General features: G+C 69.0%; 15 protein-coding genes. 9 read left to right on the top strand and 6 right to left on the bottom strand.

The window, feature by feature from the left end; genetic code table 11:
• Window positions 1-160: 160 nt before the first annotated feature.
• The 4 genes from KMW22_RS01230 to KMW22_RS01215 all read left to right on the top strand — a co-directional run bounded on the left by KMW22_RS01230 (window position 161) and on the right by KMW22_RS01215 (window position 3,950).
• A complete protein-coding gene (locus KMW22_RS01230) occupies window positions 161-1,099 on the top strand; it encodes an ABC transporter ATP-binding protein (RefSeq protein WP_221088187.1) in 939 nt (312 codons plus the stop codon).
• A gap of 40 nt (window positions 1,100-1,139) precedes the next feature.
• A complete protein-coding gene (locus tag KMW22_RS01225; RefSeq protein WP_221088186.1) occupies window positions 1,140-1,913 on the top strand; it encodes an ABC transporter permease in 774 nt (257 codons plus the stop codon).
• 435 nt (window positions 1,914-2,348) lie between these two features.
• Complete coding sequence (locus tag KMW22_RS01220; protein ID WP_221088185.1) at window positions 2,349-2,750, top strand: globin domain-containing protein; 402 nt, start codon at window positions 2,349-2,351, stop codon at window positions 2,748-2,750.
• Window positions 2,751-2,855: 105 nt separating this feature from the next.
• Window positions 2,856-3,950: a bifunctional 3-deoxy-7-phosphoheptulonate synthase/chorismate mutase gene (locus KMW22_RS01215; protein WP_221088184.1), complete on the top strand. Its 1,095-nt coding sequence runs from the start codon at window positions 2,856-2,858 to the stop codon at window positions 3,948-3,950.
• 67 nt (window positions 3,951-4,017) lie between these two features.
• Here KMW22_RS01215 and KMW22_RS01210 read toward each other — a convergent pair whose 3' ends face one another.
• Genes KMW22_RS01210 through KMW22_RS01200 form a run of 3 tightly spaced genes read right to left on the bottom strand, consistent with a single transcriptional unit; the run spans window position 4,018 to window position 6,343 of the window.
• Complete coding sequence (locus KMW22_RS01210; protein ID WP_328774547.1) at window positions 4,018-4,635, bottom strand: 2'-5' RNA ligase family protein; 618 nt, start codon at window positions 4,633-4,635, stop codon at window positions 4,018-4,020.
• 8 nt (window positions 4,636-4,643) lie between these two features.
• Window positions 4,644-5,288 (bottom strand): helix-turn-helix transcriptional regulator, encoded by a 645-nt coding sequence (locus tag KMW22_RS01205; RefSeq protein WP_221088183.1) that lies wholly within the window; start codon window positions 5,286-5,288, stop codon window positions 4,644-4,646.
• Window positions 5,285-6,343: an Mrp/NBP35 family ATP-binding protein gene (locus KMW22_RS01200; protein ID WP_221088182.1), complete on the bottom strand. Its 1,059-nt coding sequence runs from the start codon at window positions 6,341-6,343 to the stop codon at window positions 5,285-5,287. Before KMW22_RS01200 ends, KMW22_RS01205 begins: the two co-directional genes overlap by 4 nt.
• Before the next feature lie 108 nt (window positions 6,344-6,451).
• Here KMW22_RS01200 and KMW22_RS01195 point away from each other — a divergent pair, with 108 nt between their 5' ends.
• The 5 genes from KMW22_RS01195 (at window position 6,452) to KMW22_RS01175 (ending at window position 15,190) form a co-directional block, all read left to right on the top strand.
• Complete coding sequence (locus KMW22_RS01195; RefSeq protein ID WP_221088181.1) at window positions 6,452-8,053, top strand: hypothetical protein; 1,602 nt, start codon at window positions 6,452-6,454, stop codon at window positions 8,051-8,053.
• 407 nt (window positions 8,054-8,460) lie between these two features.
• Complete coding sequence (gene guaA / locus KMW22_RS01190) at window positions 8,461-9,978, top strand: glutamine-hydrolyzing GMP synthase (RefSeq protein WP_221088180.1); 1,518 nt, start codon at window positions 8,461-8,463, stop codon at window positions 9,976-9,978.
• A gap of 526 nt (window positions 9,979-10,504) precedes the next feature.
• Window positions 10,505-12,136, top strand: coding sequence for an HD domain-containing phosphohydrolase (locus tag KMW22_RS01185; protein WP_221088179.1), 1,632 nt, complete (start codon window positions 10,505-10,507; stop codon window positions 12,134-12,136).
• A gap of 93 nt (window positions 12,137-12,229) precedes the next feature.
• Entirely contained in the window at window positions 12,230-12,616 is a 387-nt protein-coding gene (locus KMW22_RS01180; protein WP_221088178.1) for an SH3 domain-containing protein, read from the top strand.
• Between the two features lie 105 nt (window positions 12,617-12,721).
• The gene (locus KMW22_RS01175) at window positions 12,722-15,190 is read left to right on the top strand and encodes an EAL domain-containing protein (RefSeq protein ID WP_235692415.1); all 2,469 of its coding nucleotides are present in this window, start codon (window positions 12,722-12,724) and stop codon (window positions 15,188-15,190) included.
• A gap of 310 nt (window positions 15,191-15,500) precedes the next feature.
• Here the strand turns inward: KMW22_RS01175 and KMW22_RS01170 are convergent, their stop codons facing one another.
• From KMW22_RS01170 to KMW22_RS01160, 3 genes are all read right to left on the bottom strand, one after another.
• Complete coding sequence (locus KMW22_RS01170) at window positions 15,501-16,706, bottom strand: 23S rRNA (cytosine(2499)-C(5))-methyltransferase (RefSeq protein ID WP_221088177.1); 1,206 nt, start codon at window positions 16,704-16,706, stop codon at window positions 15,501-15,503.
• Between the two features lie 179 nt (window positions 16,707-16,885).
• Window positions 16,886-18,106 carry a cation:proton antiporter gene (locus KMW22_RS01165; protein ID WP_221088176.1) on the bottom strand — a complete coding sequence of 407 codons (1,221 nt, stop codon included), beginning with the start codon at window positions 18,104-18,106 and terminating at the stop codon, window positions 16,886-16,888.
• 191 nt (window positions 18,107-18,297) lie between these two features.
• Window positions 18,298-19,800: a sigma factor-like helix-turn-helix DNA-binding protein gene (locus KMW22_RS01160; protein WP_221088175.1), complete on the bottom strand. Its 1,503-nt coding sequence runs from the start codon at window positions 19,798-19,800 to the stop codon at window positions 18,298-18,300.
• Window positions 19,801-19,804 lie beyond the last annotated feature (4 nt).

Raw genomic sequence — 19,804 nt, 5'->3', positions numbered from 1 at the left:
CTTCCCCCCCGGCCCCAACTGGCCGGGGGTTTCTCTCGTCTTCCCCACCTCAGCGCCTGGCGCCGCACCGCCTTCCCACCACGCTCCACACTCCACCCCCCACGCTTCCCATGAGCCACTTGTAAGAGCACCGCACCAAATCGTGAGTTACGCTGGGCAGGTGACGAAACAAGGTGGCCCAGCCACCCCAGCCATCGAGGTGCGGGGGCTGTACAAGAGATACGGTTCAAACAGCGTCCTGGAGGACGTGCACCTGACCGTCATGCCCGGCGAGGTATACGCCCTGACCGGCCCCAACGGCGCGGGCAAAACCACGCTGATTCGCGCCATGACGGGCCTCGCCTTTCCGTCGGACGGCGAGGTGCGGCTGCTGGGGCGCGACGTGCATCTGGATGGCCAGCGCGCCCGCGCTTACCTGGGCGCGGTGGTGGAGGCCCCGGCCAAGTTCTATCCTCAGTTCACCGGCACGCAGAACCTGCAGGTGCACGCCAATCTGGCGGCCATGGCCCCGGGCGGGCGGCGCATCAGCCGGGACCGCATCCGCGAGGTGCTGGCGCTGCTGGAACTGACCCGCATGGCCGACAAGAAGGTGGGCGAATATTCGCTGGGTCAGCGTCAGCGCCTGGGCGTGGCGAGCGCCATGCTGGCCGAACCCAAGGTGCTGATTCTGGACGAGCCCACCAGCGGCCTGGACCCCCTGGGCATCGGCCTGATTCACCGCATTGTGACCAGCCTCGCCACCAGCGGCTGCGCGGTGGTGCTCTCCACCCACCACCTGCGCGAGATTGCCACCTACGCGCACACCGTGGGCATCCTGACCGGCGGGCGACTGGTGGACACCGTGGACCTGCGCGCCCGGCAGGCGGCCTACCGCTTCCGGGTGGACGACCCGGTGGGCGCGGCGGCGGTGCTGGAGCGGCTGCCCTTTGTGCGCCGCGTGTCCACCCGCACGCCCTACGCCATCGCCCACCTGGGCGGCGAAGCCCGCGTGCCCGATGCCCTGAGTCACCTGCACCAGGAAGGCATCCGGGTCTTTGAAGCCAGCCCAGACCACTTTGACCTGTACGAGTACTACCGCGAACGTGTGGAGCAAGCCTGATGACTGACCGTGCCCCCCTGCCCGTGACCCGGAGCGCCCCATGCTGACGCTGCTGACCCTGGAATTCCGCAAGCTGTTCGGTGCGCGCAGCGTGCGGCTGGCCCTGCTGGTCACGTTCCTGCTGCCGCTGCTGTGGGCCTTTGCGCCCCGGCTGGACCAGCTGATTCAGGTCAAGCTGACCAGCGGCTGGCAGCTGCCCGCCGTGAGCATTGGCGTGACCATCGGGTATCTGCTGCCCCTTTTCATTGCCGTCACAGTGGCCGAGATGATCGGCTCCGAGGTGGCGCAGGGCACGCTGGCGCCGCTGCTGCTGCGGCCGGTGGACCGCACCAAGGTGATTGCCAGCAAGCTGATCGTGGCGCTGACCTATCCCTTCCTGCTGATTTTCACCACGGTGCTGGGCTCGCTGATTGCGGGGATTCCACTGGGCTTTGGCAGCTTTGCCGGGGGTACGGGCCTGGGGCCGGGGCTCTTTGTGGGCGTGGGCCAGCTGAGCCCGGACGCCGCCTTCGCCGAGGTGCTGCGCGGCTCGGTGCTGGCGGGCGTGGTGCTGATGCCCATTGCGGCGCTCTCGCTGCTGTTCGGGGTGCTGTACCTGAACACGGCCGCCGCCGCCCTGGCGACCTTTGCCGCCCTGATCGTGATGCGGCTGCTGGTAGTGCTGCCCGACGCCATTCAGCGCATTCTGCTGACCAGCCACCTGAACCTGTACGTGCAGCAGGGCGATATTCTGCAGCCCCTGATTCTGCTGCTGATCTACACCGCTGGCTTCGGTCTGATGAGCATCTTCGCCTTCGACCGCCGCGACGTGTAGGGCGGGGCCAAGGCCTCTTCTCCGGTGCCCAGACGCGGCACCGGTTTTTTTTGGCCCCAGGATGGGGGCTCAGCCGATTACGCAAGCTGAGCTGAACCCTGGACAGCATGGGGGGGCAGATCAAAGTGGGGGACTGTGGCGGGGTCGGCGCTGAACAGGCGTTCTGAGCAGCGTCTGTGCAAGGCGTGCAAGTGGAGCACTCTGGCTTCGGGCGCAGCCTTGATGCCTTCCGCGACGCCCTGTGGGGCGGTCTGGGCTGGCCAGATGCCGACGAAGTCTGCTTCATTCGGAGTGCCTCCCTCCCCACCGTGCGTGATGGAGCCTTGCTCAGGGCCATCGGCAGAGAGGCTGAGACGATTGGCCTGACCTTTGAGTGATCTCGACATCCGGTCGAACCCAACCATTGCCCCGGCCCCTGCGCGCTAGCCTGACCCCATGACGGCTCCCCTCTCGCTGCATCCTGGCGGCAGCCTGTACGAGCGCATTGGGCCACAGGCGCTCTCGGCGCTGGTCACGCGTTTTTACGGCCATGTGGCGGCGCACCCGGACCTCGCCCCCATCTTCCCAGCGGACCTCACCGAGACGGCCGAAAAACAGTTGGCCTTTCTCACCGGCTTTCTGGGCGGCCCGCCGCTGTACCACGAGCGCTACGGGCACCCCCGCCTGCGCGCCCGCCACCTGCCCTTTCCCATCACGCCGGCACGCGCCCGCGCGTGGCTGGCCTGCATGAACACGGCCCTGCGTGAAACCACCGACATTGGGGAGGCCGAGGCCCGCGAGCTGTACGCGGCGCTGTCGCGCGTGGCCGTGCATATGGTGAACACAACCGGGGACTGAGGCAGAGGGCGGGCGCCCGCTTTCTAGGCACGAACTGGACAACTCTTTTCATTTGACTAGCAGGGTGGACGCGGCCATTTTGCCCCCTTTTCTACACTGCACAGCATGACCCCACCAACCCGCAGCATTGATGACCTCCGCGCCGAGGTGGACCAGATTAACCGCGAGCTGCTGAAACTGCTATCGCAGCGTGGGGCCGTGGTGGCGCAGATTGGCCACGCCAAGACCCAGGAAGGCCGCCCCAACCACTACGACCCCGCCCGTGAGGACCAGCAGCTCAAGGAGCTGGAGGCCCTGAATGAGGGGCCCTTCACGGCGGCGGCTGTCAAGGCCATCTTCAAAGAAATTTTCAAGGCCAGCCTGGACCTGGAAGAATCGAACGACAAAAAGCAGTTGCTGGTGTCGCGCAAGGTCAAGGTGGAAGACACTGTGCTGGACATTGACGGCGTGCGCATTGGCGGCGACGCGCCCCCGGTCATCATCGCCGGGCCGTGCTCCATTGAATCTGAAGAGCAGATGGAACAGACCGCCGCCTTCCTGGCCGCGCGCGGCGTGAAGATTCTGCGCGGCGGCGCCTACAAGCCGCGCACCAGCCCCTACGGCTTTCAGGGCATGGGGGTGGACGGCCTGATTCTGGGCAGTCAGGTGGCCCAGGCCAACGGCATGCTGTTCGTCACCGAAGTAATGGATACCCGCGACGTGGAGATCGTGGCCGAACACGCCGACATCCTGCAGGTGGGGGCAAGGAACATGCACAACTTTGCCCTGCTGCGCGAGGTGGGCCGCGCCCGGCGCCCGGTGCTGCTCAAGCGTGGGCTGTCGGCCACCATTGAAGAGTGGCTGTACGCCGCCGAGTACATCCTCTCGGAAGGCAACCCCGAAGTCATTCTGTGCGAGCGCGGCATCCGCACCTACGAGAAGTGGACCCGCAACACGCTGGACCTCAGTGCTGTGGCACTGGCCAAGCAGGAAACCCACCTGCCCGTGATTGTGGACGTGACCCACGCCGCTGGCCGGCGCGACCTGCTGATTCCGCTGGCCAAGGCCGCGCTGGCCGTGGGCGCCGACGGCATCCACGTGGAGGTGCACCCCAGCCCCGCCACCGCCCTGAGCGACAACGAGCAGCAACTGGATTTCGCCGGCTACGAGCGCTTTATCGGCGCCCTGCAGGCCCAGCTGAAGCAGCCTGTGGGTGTCTAGGAACTGGCGACATGGGGCCGGGGGACCATGAACGTCCCCCGGCCCCTCCTTTTTGATCCCCGCCCCCTTAACTCGGCGCCGCTTCCGGGGTAGGCAGGATCAGCCCTTCCTGGCCCACGGGCCGCAGGGGAAAGGTGTGCAGTTCCTGGACCTCGCCGCGCCATTCGCGGGTGAGGCTCAGGGCTTCCACCTCAAAGTGGTCCACGGGGGGCACCAGGGCCTGCACCTGCGCCCACAGCAGATCCTCGGCCCAGGGGAGCACGCCCAGCGCCAGGGTCAGGTGGGGGCGGTACTCGGCGCCGTCGTGCTGGGCGCGGCTGGAGGGGCCAACCGCCAGAATGCGCTCGTGCAGATCACGCAGGGGCTCACTGAGTTCGCACTCCAGAAAGAACATGCTGGGCACCCGCTTCCAGCCCACGATCTGCACGGTAAAGGCCGACTTGCCCTGCAGCGCCGCCCGGCACGCGGCCACCAGCTCGGCCGGGCCCAGGTCGGTGTGAAAGGGCGCGCGGATGTTCAGGTGCGGCAGGCCAAAGCCGCGCACGTTCAGCCGCTCCTGGGCGCGGCGCATCCAGGTGTCCAGCACTTCCGGGGGCCACGCCACCAGCGAATAGCGCGAATGGTCCCCGGCGGGCAGAGGCCGGGTGTTTTCGGGTGCGGCAGGCTCGGGCGCAGGCTCGGTCACAGCGGCGGTCAACCGACCCGGTAGTGGCAGCGGCCCTGCCCGCAGGCGATCCGGGTTTCACGGCGAATCGGCACCTGCAGCAGCTCGGTGTACAGGCTCAGTTCGGCGGCGCACAGCTGCGCGTAGTGCCGCGCCACGGTCAGGTTGGGGCAGTTGTGCTGGGTAAAGGTCCACCCCTCCCCCTCCTGGCCGGCCGCAGCGTCAAAGCCGTGCTCGTTCAGCCGGGCCACCAGCGCCTGCACCCGCTCGCCCAGGGGCCGGTCTAGCGGCAGTTCGGGCTGCAGGCGCGCGGCAATTTCCGCGTTGCGCGCGCTCAGCACCTGCAACACGGCGTCCTCGCCGTACAGCGCCTCAATGTGGCGCAGCACATCCACGCACAGGCTGGAATAGGTCTTGGGAAAGGCCGCCTCGCCCCGTTCGGTCAGGGCAAAAACGTGCTGGGGCCGCCCGCGTCCCCCGGGGCGCTCGGTGCGGGCTTCCAGCAGCCCCTGGTCCTGCAGGTCGCACAGGTGGCGCCGCGCCGCCGGAATGCTGACCTCCAGCCGCGCGGCGAGGTCCTGGGCGGTCTGCGGGCCGTGGCGCTTGACCAGTTCCAGCAGCCGGGTTTTGGTGCGCTCGGTGCTGGCGGGGGGGGACACGGGCAGGGCCGTCATACGACCGTCAGCTGATCCGGCAGGTCGGCCAGGGCCCGCTGGTCGGCCCGCACGCTGATCTGCCCGGCCAGCACGCGCGCGGCCTGGGCCAGGGCCAGGGCGGCCGGGGCCTGCGGGTGGGCCAGCACGGCGGGGATGCCGGCGTCAGCGTCCTGGCGCACCGCCACTTCCAGGGGAATCTCACCCAGTAAGGGGTAGTCGCCCAGGCGGCGGCTGCCCCCACGCCCGAACAGGTCATAGGTGATGCCAGTGTCGGGGGCCACGAAATAGCTCATGTTTTCAATGACGCCCAGCACCGGCACACTGGCCTTGCGGAACATGTCAATGGCGCGCGCCGCGTCAATCAGGGCCACGTCCTGCGGGGTGGTCACGATCACCGCGCCCGTCACCTGAATGGTCTGGGTCAGCGAGAGCTGCACGTCCCCAGTGCCGGGCGGCAGGTCCACGATCAGGTAATCCAGTTCGCCCCAGGCGGCATCCTTGACAAACTGCTGCACCGCCGAGTGCAGCATGGGCCCGCGCCACACCAGCGCCTGCCCGGCGGGCGAGAGGTTGGCCATGGAGATAAAGCGCAGGCCGTGGGCCCCAATGGGCTGCATCTTGCGCTCGGCGTTGGCGGTGACTTTCGCGCTGCCCTGGCCCATCATGTGCGCCACGCTGGGGCCGTAGACGTCGGCATCCAGCAGGCCCACGCGGGCGCCGTCGCGCGCCAGGGCAGCGGCGAGGTTCACGGCCACGCTGCTTTTGCCCACGCCGCCCTTGCCGCTGCCCACCAGCACCACATGCTTCACGCCGGGCAGGGCGGGCTGCGCGGCGCGCACGGTGGCGCCGAAGGTCACGTTCACTGTCTGCACGCCGGGCACGGTCAGCACGGCGGCGCGCACATCGGATTCAATCTGGCCCTTGAGGGGACAGGCGGGGGTGGTGAGGTTGACCTTGACGTGGACCGCGCCCGCCTCGATCTGCACCTGCTCAATCATCCCCAGGGACACCAGATCGCGGTGCAGTTCCGGGTCGTTGACAGTGCTCAGGGCGCTCAGGACGGCGTCACGCATATGGGGCAATTAGTAGCGCAAACCGGGAGGCGCGGCAAGCCACGGGCTCACACTGCGCGCGGGTGCGCCTGTCACCCTGCCTGCAGGACGCGGCCTATACTGGCGGGCGTGAAGTCCATAGGGCCCTATGTGGCCGCGCGTGAGTTGCCGGGCCGCCCCAGAAGCCCGGTACAGACGCTGCGCGCCACGGATCGCCTGACGGGCATGCCGGTGCTGCTGCACCTGCTGCCTGCGGGCGCCGCGCTGCCGGACCTGCCGGCCCACCCGCACCTGCTGGTCCCCGCCGACAGCGGCACCGAGGGCGGGCAGGACTACGTGGTGACCGAGTTGCCCCTGCAGGCCCGGCCCGCCAGCGACCCCGAACTGACCGCGCGCGGCGCCCTGGCCGCCCTGAGCGCCCTGCACGACCAGGGGCTGGTGCACGGCGGCCTGAGTGGGGCGCAGCTGTGGAGCGTGGACGGCCACGTGCTGCTGGCCGGGGCGGGCCTGCCCTGGGGCGGTCAGGGCCGACCGGCCGACGACCTGTATGCTCTAGCGGTCATCCTGCACGAGCTGGGCGGCCTGCCCCGCGCCCTGGAGCCCCTAGTGACGCAGCCCGGCAGCCTGAGCGCCGCGCAGGCCCTGGCCCGGCTGGGGGCGGCGGAAAGGGGAGCAGGGCGGGCGAGCAGTGAACCGTCCCCGGCCCAGGTCGCACCCGCACCAGAACCCGCCCGCCCCGCACCCGAAGCGCCCGCCCCGGCGCAGCGTGTGCCCACCCCACCCGCCCCCCACGACGGCACGCCCATCGTGCTGGGCACACCGGCCAGCGAGCCGGCACCGGCCCCGGGCGCCCCCACGGGCCCAGAAACGCCCCAGGAACGCCGCCGCCGCGAGAACGAGGCCCGCCGCGCCCAGGCGGCGCTGGATGCCCAGGCCGCCGCCGCACGCAAGGCCGAGGCCCGGCGGGCGCAGGCGGCAGCCGCTGGCTCCCCGCCACCGGCCCCCATTCAGATTGGCTTTGACGACGACCTGCCCACCTGGGCCCCCGACGCGCGCCCTGCCCCGGGTCCAGCGGCGGCCCAGACCCAGGTCAGCGTGCGCGAGGTACAGCGCCTGCCCGCGTCCCTGCGGCGCCAAGTGGCCCCCCGTCCCGAGGCAGAGGCCCCGGCCCCGGACGCCTCAGACGCCGAGCCCGCGCCCACCCGCCTGCCACGGCGCACGGCAGCCGAACCCATTCGCATCGGCTGGGACGAGGACGATTCCTGGCGCGTGGTGCGCGAGGCCCCGGCACCCGCCCCGCGCCCCACGATGCCCGAGTGGGCCAAGCCGGAATGGTTCGGCCCGCGCCGGGCGGTAGCCGTGCTGGCGGCGCTGCTGCTGGTGGGGGGCACATGGTGGGGGCTGTCGCGGCGCACACCCACGCCCCAGTCATCGGCCCCAGCGGCGGCAACCCCCGTGTCGGCCACCCCAGCCTCGGGCGCCCAGACCTGCTGCGAGGTGCGCGTGACCGTGCGCGGCGCCCCGGGGGTCAGCGCCCGCCTGAGCCTCCTGGCGGCCCCGGAAGGCGCCGGCCTGCCCCGCAACCAGGACCTGGGCCGCGCGCCCGGGGTGCTGCGCCTGCCGGTGCCCGGCACCTACCGCCTGCGCGTGGCTGCCGACGGCTGGAGCCCTGCCACGCTGACGGTGACGGTCCCGCGCACGCAGCCAGTGACGATAGACCTGAGCGATTGAGGGCTTGAGGGCTATGAGCTTTGGGCCATGAGCCATGAGGGAAAAGCGGGGCGCAGCGCTGAGACGACGTCCGAAACATGCCGCCGTGCGTGCAGGCGTGTTTTGGACTGGAGGCACTCGCAGGGCTGCGAGGTAGAGAAGCAACAGCAGCTGAGTTCTGGGAATGAGGCTTAAAAAGCGACGCAGGCGGGAACCCTCGAGTTCCGGCCTAGGATGGCTCGGGCATGCCCAGCAGGCCGTATGAGTGATGGGCTGCGCCCGCGCCGCTTCTCCGTCCACCCTTCTCCCCTCATGGCCCATAGCCCATAGCTCATGGCCCATAGCCCATAGCTCATGGCCCCTCCCCTTCTCCCCCGTCTGCCTCGCCCGGACGCGCCGCATGACCCCACATGACACAATCAGGGCCGATGAGCGTCGTCATTCTGGATTTCGGCAGTCAATTCACGCGCCTGATCGCCCGGCGCTTCCGCGAACTGGGGGCCTACAGCGTCATTCTGCCCGGCAGTGCGCCCCTGGAGCGCATCCTGCAGGAAAGCCCCAAGGGGCTGGTGCTCTCGGGCGGGCCCAGCAGCGTGTACGACGCGGGCGCGCCCAAACCCGCCCCCGGCGTCTTGGACCTGGACGTGCCGGTGCTGGGCGTGTGCTACGGCATGCAGTTTCTGGCCCACGAGGCCGGCGGCGACGTGAAGCGCGCGGGCAAACGCGAGTACGGCAAGGCCGACCTGACGCGCTACGGTGGCCAGCTGTTTGAAGGCATTCAGGGCGAATTTGTGGCCTGGATGAGCCACAGTGATTCAGTCACGGCCCTGCCCCAGGGCTACGAGGTGGTGGCCGAAACCGAGGACACCCCCGTGACCGCCATTGAGAACCGTGGCACCCGCCGCTACGGCGTGCAGTTTCACCCCGAGGTGGTGCACACCCCCAAGGGCGGGCAGCTGCTGGCCAACTTCCTGGAGATCTGCGGCGTAGCGCGCGACTGGAACGCCGAGCACATCATTGAAGAGCTGGTGGACGGCGTGCGCGCCCAGGTGGGGGACGGCCGCGTGCTGCTGGCCATCTCCGGGGGCGTGGACTCCAGCACGCTGGGCCTGTTGCTGGCCAAGGCCATTGGCGAGAAGCTCACGGCAGTTTTTATTGACCACGGCCTGCTGCGCCTGGGCGAGCGCGAGCAGGTGGAAGCGGCGCTGCGGCCCCTGGGCGTGAACCTGATCACGGTGGACGCCCGCGCCGAGTTCATGGCCGCCCTGGACGGCGTCTCGGACCCCGAACAGAAGCGCAAGATCATTGGCCGCGAGTTTATCCGGGCCTTCGAGCGCGAGGCCCGCACCCACGGCCCCTTTGATTTCCTGGCGCAGGGCACCCTGTACCCGGACGTGATCGAGTCGGCGGGTGGCGAGGGTGCGGCGAACATCAAGAGTCACCACAATGTGGGCGGCCTGCCCGACGACCTGCAGTTCAAGCTGGTCGAGCCTTTCCGCACCCTCTTCAAGGACGAGGTGCGCGCTCTGGCCGCGCTGCTGGGCCTGCCCGAGCACATCCGCATGCGCCACCCCTTCCCCGGCCCCGGGCTGGCGATCCGCTGCCTGGGCGCCATCAGTGAGGAAAAGCTGGACATCCTGCGCCGGGTAGACGACATTTTTATTTCCGGGCTGCGTGAATTTGGCCTGTACGACGGCTGCTCGCAGGCGCTGGCGATTCTCACGCCCATTCAGTCGGTGGGCGTGATGGGCGACGAGCGCACCTATTCCTACACAGCCGCCCTGCGCGCCGTGACCACCGACGACTTCATGACCGCCGAGTGGGCCCGCCTGCCCTACGACTTCCTGGCGACGATGAGTAACCGCATCGTGAACCAGGTCCACGAGATCAACCGGGTCGTCTACGACATCACTGGCAAGCCGCCCGCCACCATCGAGTGGGAATAAGGCCGGGGGGCAGGACCAGCCAGAGCATTTTCTCAGCTTAAAGAGGCTGCAGGGGCGGCGCCCCGCCAGAGCGCCGACTCATTCAAAACCCAACCCCCAGAGGGGCGATGGAGCAGGCCTTGCTCTCCATCGCCCTTGCTGCTGTTTGGACCAGCGGCCGACCTTTATACGGCTTCCGGACCATCCGTGACAGCGCCTTCGCTTCGGTGCTGCCACGCCTCTTCGTCACTGTTGTTCTCTGCTGCGCCGCTCTGCGAGTCTTTCCGGTCGGGTTCACCCGTTCCTCCATACCTGATGAACCGGAAGCCTTATCACCTGTGTGCGCTTCGGCCCGGCCCGCGTTGAGAACAGGCCAGCCGCTCTACAGTCACCTGTGTGTCCCCCCATTGACCGGTGCCCGGATGAGAGCTGGTCCACCCACCGGGTGAGCGCACGCCAGCCGGGCACGCGGTAGTCTGAGGGGCATGGGCCGGACCCACAGGGGACCAATGCCCCCGCGCCCGCCCGCAGTGACGGAGGACCGGGGATGACCCGCAGCGAGGCCAGCCGGGCCCTGCAGCGTTTCGAGGTGCTGCCCAAACCCGCCCTGCAGGCCCAGGCGGTGGTACTGCTGGCGCAGTCGGCGCAGGACGTCTTTCAGCGGTGTGTGGAACTGGCGCTGAGCATCACCCGGGCGTCGTCCTCGCTGATCACGCTCTACCGCCCTGAAGAGGACGCGCTGGACGTGGTGGCGGCGGCCGGGCGCCACCGCGAACAGGCCCTCGGGCGGCGCCTGTCGCGCGGGCAGGGGCTGGCGTGGCGGGTGGTGGAATCGGGCGAGGTCCTGCTGCTGGAACGCGCCGACGCACAGCCCGACGCCGTGTATGTGTCCGGGCAGCGGCACCCGGCCATGTACCTGGGGGTGCCCATTCTGGACCCGGACGGGCAGGTGCTGGGCGTGCTCTCAGCCGACACCACCGAGAGCCCCGAGCGCCTGGGCCTGGACGACGCCCAGGCCATGCTGCTGCTGGGGCAGGCGGCCGGCGTGGCCTACACCCGCTGGCGGGCCCTGGAAGGCGCGCAGCGCAGCGCCCGTCAGTTCGAGCGGCTGGCCCAGCTGTCGGCGGAACTGGAAGAACAGACGCAGCCCGAAGCCATCGTGCGCTGCGCCCTGCGCGCCCTGCTGGAACTCAGCGGCTTCACGGCGGCGGGCGTGGTCACGGTGGACCAGCGCGGTCAGGCCCGCCTGAGCGTGCTTGAGGGCGATCCAGGCGTACAGGCGCAGGTGGAAAACGTGCTCCATGAGCCGCATATGCCGGTTGGCCTCATTGGGCTGGTGCTGCGCAGCGGGCGGCCCCAGGTGGTGACCGACTACCAGAACTGGCCGGAGCGGCGCCCAGACGTGCGGCATGTGCGCAGCGCCCTGGGCGTCCCGCTGCGGCGCGCGGAGCGCACGGTGGGGGTAGTGTTCCTGCTGAACATGCACCGCCCCGCCGAGATCCCGCGCGACCTGCAGACCCTGCTGGAAACCGTCTCGGCGCGCATTGAGCAGGCACTGGAACGCAGCGCCCACCTGGAACACCTAGAGCAGACCCGCGAAGCCGCGCTACGCGCCCTGGGCCGGGTGCTCGAAAGCCGCGACGGCGAGACCTTTGGGCACACCGACCGCGTGACCCACGCCGCGCTGGCGCTGGGGCAGGCGCTGGGCCTGAACGACACCCAGCTTCAACAGCTCCGTTGGGGCGCGTACCTGCACGACCTGGGCAAGGTGGGGGTCAGCGATCAGCTGCTGCGCAAGCCCGGCCCCCTGGACCCCGAGGAGCGGCAGGCCATTGAGCGCCATGTGGTGCTGGGTGACCAGATGCTACGCGACGAGGCCTTTGTGCCGCGCGAGGTGCGCGAAATTGTGCGCTTTCACCATGAACGCTGGGACGGCAGCGGCTACCCCGACGGCCTGCGCGGCGAGGCCATTCCCCTGCTGGCGCGGATTTTCAGCGTGGTGGACGTGTACGACGCCCTGATCAGCGCGCGGCCCTACAAGGCCGCCTGGACCCCGGCCGCCGCCCGCGCGTGGCTGCGCGAGTCCAGCGGTAAACAGTTCGACCCGCAGATCGTGGCTACCTTCCTGGCCCTACCGGACCAGACCGCCGACGACCCTGAAGTTGCCCCAGAAGGGTAAAGGCCCGCCCATGAAGGCTGGTCCCGGCACCGTATTCAGCGCCACCCTTCATGAAGGAACGCGGCGCCGGGGCCGGGTACACTGAACCCCGCCATGACCCTTCTTCGGCCCGGTGTGCGCGCGCTGTGCGTGGCCCTCTGCCTGGTCACCCAGGCGGAGGCGGCGGCCGGCTGGGCGGCCCAGGGCACCGCCCTCTTTCCCCAGCCCACCACGCGCTCGGCTGCATTGCGGGTGGTGGCGGTCAATGAGCGCCTGGAGATCCAGCGCTGCTCGCCAGTCTGGTGTGCGGTGAAGGTGGGCGGGCAGTTCGGCTGGATGCTGCGCGCCGCCGTGAACATGGGGGGAAGCTGCGCCGTGCTGGTGCCCCTGGGCCTCAAGGACCTGCGCCGCCATGAAGCCGCCTACAGCGCAGGGCGCGACCCCGACGGCAACGGCCGCGCCTGCGACCAGCGCGACTTTTTGCGGATGGGCGGCCGGTAGGGCTGGGCGCGCGCCCCTGCCCAGCCCCCGGCCGGCCCAGATGAAGACCTGAGCGGCCCCGGCGCTGGTCAGGGCCCTGTGATGGTGGGTGGGCTAGCGTACGGTATGCCCCGTCGTTCCCAGGCCCGGCCCGCTTCCGGTGCCGAGGCTGCGTCCTCGCTGCAGGCCCTGCTGCAGCAGGCCGAAGCCCTGAGTTTCTGCGACACTGCCCAGGCCGAGGCGCTCTTGCTGGGCGCCCTGGAACAGGCGCGCGCCCAGCGCAACGTGGAAGGCGAGGGGCTGGCCCTGGTGATTCTCAGCAGCGTGTACTTTTACAATTCGCGCTACGCGGACGCCACGCAGGCCAACCAGCAGGCCCGGGCGCTGGCCCGCACCCACGGCCTGAGCCTGGTTGAAGCGCGCGCCCTGAGTGGCCTGGGCATCAATGCCCGGGTGCAGGGCGAATTCGGGCAGGCCATGGAGCATTACCTGGAGGCCCTGCGCCTGACCCAGCTGACCGGCGACCAGGAAAACCAGATGCGCATTCTGATCAACATTGGCGTGCTGCGCATGAATATCGGCGAGTACGACCTCGCGCTCGAAGCCCAGCGCCAGGCCAGCGAGGTCGCCCTGGCGCTGGGCCACCGGGTGGGGCATTCCATCGCCACGGTGAACACCGTGGTCACCTTCTATTACCTGGGCCGCCACGCCGAGGCGGTGGCGCTGGCGGCGGAACACCTGCCGGTGCTGCACGACCTGAAGCTGCGCCAGAACGAGGCCGTGATGCAGGCGTATGTCACGCACGCGCTGGTGTCGCAGGGCGAGGCCGCGCGCGCTGCCGAACTGGCCCGCCAGACCCTGCCGATGGCGCAGGCTCTGGGCAACCGCGAGCACCTCGTGAACTTGCAGTCGGGCTATGGCCGGGCCCTGCACCTGCTGGGCGAACTGGACGCCGCGCATGCCGAGTTGCGTTCGGCGCTGGACACCGCGCGCGCCTACGACCTGAAGGTGCAGGAGCGCAACCTGCTGGGCTTTCTGGCCGAGGTCTGCGCCGCGCAGGCGCTGTGGGCCGACGCCTACGCCTACAGCCAGGCCGCCGCCGCCCTGAACCACGAACTGCACCAGCAGGACAACGAGCGCCGCGCCAAGGTGCTGGGCGCCCAGATGCAGCTGGAACTGCACAAGCGCGAGGCCGAAGCCGAGCGGCGGCGCAACCTGGAACTGTCGGAGGTGAACACGGCGCTGCAGCAGGCGCAGGACCATCTGGCCTACCGCGCCGCCCACGACGCCCTGACCGGGCTGGCCAACCGCGCGTACTTTCAGGCCGAGACCGAGCGCCTGCTGCGCGAGCTGGGCGGACAGCACCTGGGCATTCTGTTTATTGACCTGGACCGCTTCAAGCAGATCAACGACACGCTGGGGCACAATGTGGGCGACGCCCTGCTGCAGCAGGTGGGCCAGCGCCTGACCCGCTGCGTGCGGCGCGGCGACCTCGTGGCGCGCATGGGGGGCGACGAATTCACGCTGCTGCTGCCGGGGCTGCGGCAGGCCGCCGACGCCGAGCGGGTGGCGCGCAAGATTCTGCGGGCGCTGGCCGCACCCTTTGTGGTGGGGGAGCGCGAACTGCACGTCACGGCCTCGATTGGGGTGGCGGTTTCGCCGCAGGACGGCCACGACGTGACCACGCTGCAAAAACACGCCGACGTGGCCATGTACCGCGCCAAGCAAGAGGGCAAAAACGACGTGCGCACCTTTTCCGCGCCAATGGCCGAAGAAGCCAGCGAACGCGCCGATCTGGAACGTGACCTGCGAGAGGCCCTGGGCCAGCAGGCCTTTACCCTGCACTACCAGCCGCAGGTGGACCTGGATACGGGCACCCTGCGCGGCTTTGAGGCGCTGCTGCGCTGGCAGCACCCGGTCCAGGGCGCCGTGCCGCCTGCCAAGTTCATTCCGGTGGCCGAGGAAAGCAGCCTGATCGTGCCGCTGGGCGCCTGGGTGCTGCGCGAGGCCTGCCGGCAGGTGGCCGCGTGGCAGCACCTGCAGCCCGGCCTGACCGTCAGCGTGAATGTCAGCCCGGTGCAGTTCAACAAGCAGAACTTCACCTCCACGGTGCGCGAGGCCCTGGAAGCCACGGGCCTGCCTGCCCGCTGTCTGGTGCTGGAGCTCACCGAGCGCACGGTGCTGCAGGACGTGGCGGCGGCCACCCGCCAGCTGGGGCGGCTACGGGCGCTGGGCGTGCGGATTTCGCTGGACGACTTTGGCACCGGCCAGAGCAGCCTGGGCCTGCTGCGCCACATTCCCATTGACGACCTGAAGATTGACCGCTCGTTCCTGCCCCAGCCCGGCGACACCGCCGTGACCCGGCGCAAGGCCAGCGCCCTGATTGCCACACTGATCACCCTGGGGCAGGCCCTGCAGTTTCATGTGGTGGGCGAGGGGGTCGAAACCGGCGAGCAGCGCGACCTGCTGGCCCGTTTGGGCTGTCCGGCGGGCCAGGGCTACCATCTGGGCCGCCCGGTGCCCGCTGCTGAAGTAGAAGCCCTACTGCTGGGCAACCGCTCGGCCAACCCCTGCCCCGGACTGGTGAACGGGTAGGGATTCGGGCCGCCCGGCCAGCGCGTGAACACTGGGAGACGCATCAACGCGCCAAGCAGAGAAAGTGGAGTACGCATGAAACTGACGCCTCTGCCCACGCAGAGCCCGTCCCCACACCCCGCTGCTCCAAAGTCGGCTCCCCGCAGACCCCAGCAGCATTGAGAGCAGAGACTCAGGGTGCCTCTGGGGCAAACAAAGTGAGTGTCTGTCAAACACAGCAGTCCCTTCATTACTGTTGGGGCCGCTGTTTGGCCCATGGGTGGAACGGGCAACCGCTGTCAGCCCGGTCCGCCGCCGCTGTGCGCCCCGCTCAATCCAGTTGCAGGTAAATGGCCTTGAGGTACTGCGCTTCCGGGAAGGTCGCGTGGTGGTCTGGGGCGTGCTGGGTCGTGAGCAGCTCACGCCAGGGGCGACCGCTGCGGGTGGCGGCGTCCCGCACCGCGTTCCAGAACTCCTCCGCGCTCACATGGGCCGAGCACGAGGCGCTGAGCAGCACCCCCCCGCGCTCCAGTCGGCGCAGGCCGTCGGCCGCCAGCTTGCCATACGCCCGTATGGCCCCGGCCCGCTCCTGTTCGCGGCGTGCCAGCGAGGGCGGGTCCAGAACCACCAGATCAAAGGTGCGCCGGGTCTGGGCCAGCCACTCGAACACGTCCGCCTGCACCGTTTCGTGGGGGGCACTCAGGCCCGGGTTCAGGGCGAAGTTGCGCGCCGCACTCGCCAGGGCGTGCGCGCTGATGTCCAGGCTGACCACCTCGCGCGCCCCACCCCGCGCGGCGTACAGCGAAAAGCCCCCGCTGAAGGAAAAGGCATTCAGCACCCGGCGGTCCCGGGCATACTTTTCGACCCGGCGGCGGTTCTCGCGCTGATCCAGAAAGAAGCCGGTTTTCTGGCCGCGCACCACATCCGCCTCAAAGGCCAGCCCGGTTTCGTGGAACACGACGGTGCCCTCTCCCACGTCACCGCGCAGCACCTGCCCGTCGTGCAGCCCGGTGGCGGCGGCCTTCTCCTGAATGTTGCGGCTGAGGCGCAGCACCACGGCAAAGTCTGCAAACCGGGCCTCCAGCAGCGCCAGCACCCGGTCCAGGTGCGCGAACCACGCGGCGGTGTACAGCTTGAGCACCAGCGTGTGCGCGTAACGGTCCACCACCAGCCCCGGCCAGCCGTCGGATTCGCCGTTGATCACGCGGTAGCCGTCGGTCTCCGGGCCGAACAGCGGGGCGCGGCGGGCCAGGGCGGCGTCCAGGTGGGCGGCCCACCAGCCGTCGTCCAGGGTGACGGGCGCGCCCTGGTGCAGCACCCGCACGCGCAGTGGACTGCCGGGGTCGTACAGGCCGATAGCCAGGAAGCGGTCGCGGCGGTCGTAGATCACGGCCAGTTCGCCCGCCTTCCCCTCGCGGTTTTGCCCACGCAGGCTGGACTCGTACACCCACGGATGCCCGGCGCGCAGGTGGCTTTCGGCGGCAGGCGATACCCGCAGGCGCAGGCGGGGACGGGGGGCAGGGGCGGCGTCCGGCATCCCCGCAGGGTAGCGCACCCGGGGAGGAGAACAGCGCGTTTCCAGCAGGGGCGGGCGAGGTTGGCGTCAGGCGGCGCCCGTCCTAAGCGAGAGGGGTTGCCCCAACAACCGGACAACCCCTCTCCCCCATTCGGCGCGCCTGGGTAGACCGCTCCAACGGCCGCGCCAGCCCCTGCCCCTTACGTGGGCTGGACCCGCCGCGCCAGCACGCGCAGCGCCAGCGGGGCCAGCACGGTGGTCAGCAGCACCATCAGCAGCACCTGGGCATACACCGGCCCCGTAATGATGCCGGCCGCCAGCCCCAGGCTGATCACAATCAGGCCCACCTCGCCGCGCGGGACCATGCCCACGCCCACCAGCCACGCGTCCCGGCCCAGGCCACGCGCCCCCAGCACGCCGCCCAGCAGCTTGCCGGCCACCGCCAGCAGGGTCAGCACACCGCCCGAGATCAGCACGGCGGCGCTGCCCAGCACGCCCAGGTCCACCTGCAGCCCCACCACCACGAAGAAGATGGGGGCCAGAAAAGCTTCCAGCGCATGCACCTTGCTTTCAAACTCCAGCTCGTCCTTGACTTCGGCCAGCACCATGCCCGCCAGAAAGGCCCCGATGATCGGTGCCAGCCCCGCCACGGTGCTCAGGGCCGCCACCCCCAGGCCCACCACGACCGCCACATTGAACATGCGCGAGAGGCTCAGGCTGCGCAGACGCGGCTCGAAGCGGCGGATCAGGGGGAGGCCCAGGGCCAGCACCAGCGCCACGAACCCCAGGCTGAGACCCAGAATCAGGGCCACCTTGCCTGCACCCACGCTCTCTCCGGCGCCCAGGCTGCCCACCACTGCCAGCAGGGTGAGGCCCAGAATGTCGTCAATGATGGCTGCGCCCAGGATGATCTGGGCGAAACGGGCGTCCAGCAGCCCCAGCTCCTGCAGCACCTTGGCGGTAATGCCCACCGAGGTCGCCACCAGGGCCGTGCCGATAAACAGCGCCGTGAGCAACCCGTGGTTCTGCCACAGCCCAAACGCCAGCCCCAGGCCCAGCGGCAGGGCAATGCCCAGCAGCGCCACGGCCACCGCTTCCTTGCCCACCGCCAGCAGGTCGCGGAAGCGGGTTTCCAGGCCTACCATGAACAGCAGGAACACCGCCCCCAGTTCAGCCAGACTGAGTAGCACATCGTTCACCTGCACCAGATTCAGCACCCCAGGCCCAATCAGGAGGCCTGCCCCCACCTGCCCCACCACCGCCGGAATGCCCAGCCGCCCCGCCAGCGCGCCGCACAGGGTCGCCGCCAGCACCACCCAGAACAGGCTGAACAGCAGCTGCGCGCTGCCCTCTGAACCCGCCGCCAGCGCCGAGCCGGACAGCAACAGCGCAAGCGCCAGCATTTTCCTTGTATTTGCCATACCCCACCTCCTGCAGCCAGCGCCGCGCCTTGGCACCGCCCAACAAGGCAGGAGACAGGCCAACTTGACCTGTCTCCACCCTGGGGCCTATGGGGGCCCACCCAGCCGCTGCGCCCAGACACTGCTGGGGCATGGCGCTGCTGGCGTTCAGCATAGCAGAGGTGGCGATGCCAAAACCCTTGCCAATTGGCTCAATTCATGGCCCACTGGGCCCAGTCCGCTGCCTCCTGCGGCAGCGCTGCGCCGTGTTCCTGGGCCAGCAGTACTGTTTCTTTTAACACCTCGCGCTCCTGGGCGATAAAAGCCTGCCGAAGCCCAGCGAGCAAAACAGCTTGCGGGGGCATGGCACGCCGATCACGCTGGGCAAACCAGCGGCGGAACAGCCGGCGGTTCGCTTCCTCAACTGTCACAAATAAGGCCTCGGCCGTCCCCCATTTCCAGTAGCGAAACTGGAGTGAGAAGCGGCCCAGGGACAGCACTTCAGCGGCATCCAAACCACGCTGCTGCGCCAGTGTCAACACCACGTCTGCGGGCAGCCAGTCCTGACCACCCTGGACAAACAACTCCTGCATGAAGGCTTCTATAGGCTGGTGGCTTACATCGTCGCGGCATCCCTCGAGGGCGAAAACGCCCCGACCCAGGCTGATAAATTCCGTCTCTCGTGACAGCAAGGCCATGACGGTGCCGTCATAGACCTGGCGTGACAGCCGGCGCTGAATCTCGCGCCAATGAAGTGGCATCTGCGCGGCAGCGAGCACGGCGCGAATAGCCTCGAGATTGTTGGCATGGCCGTCACCCAGGGCACCCAGACGCCAGCAACCGTCCCGCCCGGCGTGCTCAAAGTACCTGAGTTCCCGCACATCGGGCCGACTGAGCGCCGCAGCAAAGTTGCGTGGCGGGGTCTGGCTCAGCCGGGCGTCAAAGGCGGCCGTCGCCTTTCCAATTTCACTGAAGTGCCACTCGGCAAAGCCAGCCTCGGCCAGTTGCTCTGCCACCGCTTTCATCACCTGAGGCAAGGTCCATGTGCTCAGCCCGTACAGACCGCTGCAAACCCGTACCACCCGGGGCCAGCCACACGCCATGGTTGCCAGTGCGCCGGGCGGCACGTCCAGCCACCTGGCAAGTTGAGCTTCCTCCATGAAGGACGCTCGCTCGGCCAGCAGGCGTACGATTCTGCGTTCGTCGGGCAGCGCTTCAGGCACGAACAGGAAGACGTCCGGCCCCACAGGAAGACTGGTCATTTTACGCTTTTGCACCTCTTCCCAAAGGTTCACCACGAAGGTCCAGAGATGCTCTGGGGTGGCGTCCGGGCGGTGACCACTGCATGCACCCGACACATCGACCAGTACGCACCCATCTCGGCCCAGGCCCATGAAGACACTGTCCAGCACCAGCTTCAGCTGGGGGTTTCGAACAAAGGTGCGGCTCACTTTGTTGACCACTTGCCGCACCCGCTCGCGGGTAATACCAAATTCGTCGCCAGCAGCCTGTAAGGTCAGCCCTGGGCCAAACCGTCCCCAGATCAATTGGCGATTGCGTTCGTCGTCAATCAGGTCAAGGCAGGCGTCAACCAGATGCCCCAGAGAGGGCAAAGCGCGGCCAGGTGACGGCGGCGAAGCAGGCCGTATGCCTTCAAGAACCTCAGCCCATTCTTCAGGCAGCGGAAAATCTGCATATGCACCCAGCTTCGACATGATT

This window comes from Deinococcus aquaedulcis (assembly GCF_019693445.1).
Taxonomy (GTDB): Bacteria; Deinococcota; Deinococci; order Deinococcales; family Deinococcaceae; genus Deinococcus; species Deinococcus aquaedulcis.
Note: the sequence above shows the minus strand (reverse complement) of the source record. Positions and strands in the feature narration are given on the sequence as shown.